At 49.4% G+C, this 1,236-nt stretch carries 1 protein-coding gene; it reads left to right on the forward strand.

The annotated features are described in order from the left end of the window. The first annotated feature begins 67 nt into the window (after positions 1–67). Positions 68–1,218, forward strand: a protein-coding gene (locus XMM383_RS11625; protein ID WP_371744243.1) for an IS3 family transposase whose coding sequence is annotated in 2 segments (ribosomal slippage) — positions 68–305 and positions 305–1,218 — 1,152 coding nt in all. Because the reading frame shifts where the segments join, the coding sequence is not laid out codon by codon here. Positions 1,219–1,236: the final 18 nt, after the last annotated feature.

Here is a 1,236-nt window from a genome sequence, read left to right on the forward strand (position 1 = left end):
TGGCAAGGCCCTAGTATTGTAGACACCTGTTAGCGTTACAATAACGCCTAACAAGAGGTGATCACCAATGAGTGCAAAACGTTACACCGAAGAGTTCAAAATCGAAGCGACTAAACAGGTCACGGAACGCAACTACCGGCTCAGTGAAGTCGCTGCGAGATTAGGCGTTTCAGAGCCGACTCTTCGCAACTGGATTAAGAAATACGGCTCCACTAGTTCTCAGCACCATACGATTAATGATCAGCAGGAGGAGCTTCGAAAACTCAAGGCTGAACTTAGACGTGTCACTGAAGAACGAGACATATTAAAGGAGGCCGCAGCGTACTTTGCAGCCGAGTCAAAGAGAAGTACGCGTTCATAAAGTCACGACTCGATCAGTTCCCAATCGCAGTGATGTGCAGAGTGCTCGAGGTTGAACGCAGCGGTTTTTACGCCTGGTTCAAGCAACCTGAGTCGAAGCGCGCTCTGGAAGATAAGCGTTTATTAACGAAGATCAGGCAATTTTGGGCTGAAAGTGGATTTGTGTACGGCTACCGAAATATAACGAAAGATCTGAAGGACGATAACGAGCAGGTCGGGAAAAACCGAGTGCATCGAATCATGCGACAGAACGACATCTCCTCTCACCGGGGCTATAAGAAACACAGAGGTTTCAGTGGCGGCGATCTTAGTCTAGTGGTGCCCAATACATTGGCTCGAGCGTTTGATGTTGACGCTCCTGATAAGGCTTGGGTGACCGACTTCACTTATATCCGAACTCACGAGGGTTGGTTGTATCTCGCTGTTGTCATCGACCTATTTAACCGTCAGGTAGTCGGCTGGAGTATGAAGAACAACCCTCGGGCAGAGCTGGTCATCGATGCGCTTATGATGGCACTTTGGCGCCGGCAACCCAAGGGAGATGTACTAATCCACTCCGACCAGGGTGTTCAATACACCAGCAGCGACTGGCGTACCTTCTTAAAGGGCCACGGTTTAGAAGCCAGCATGAGTCGGCGTGGAAACTGCCATGATAACGCCGTCGCCGAGAGCTTCTTCTCGAACCTCAAAACCGAGCGAATCAAGCGCAAAATCTACCCAACACGGAATGAAGCAAGAGCGGATATCTTTAATTACATCGAGCTGTTCTACAACTCATCACGTCGCCACGGCAACAATAATGGGATGTCTCCAGTTCAATATGAAGAGCAGTATTTACGAAAGCTGGCAGCTGTCTAGGAAACTAGGGCCTTGCCA

The sequence above is a fragment of the Marinobacterium sp. xm-m-383 genome, assembly GCF_013283255.1.
Lineage (GTDB): Bacteria > Pseudomonadota > Gammaproteobacteria > Pseudomonadales > Balneatricaceae > Marinobacterium_E.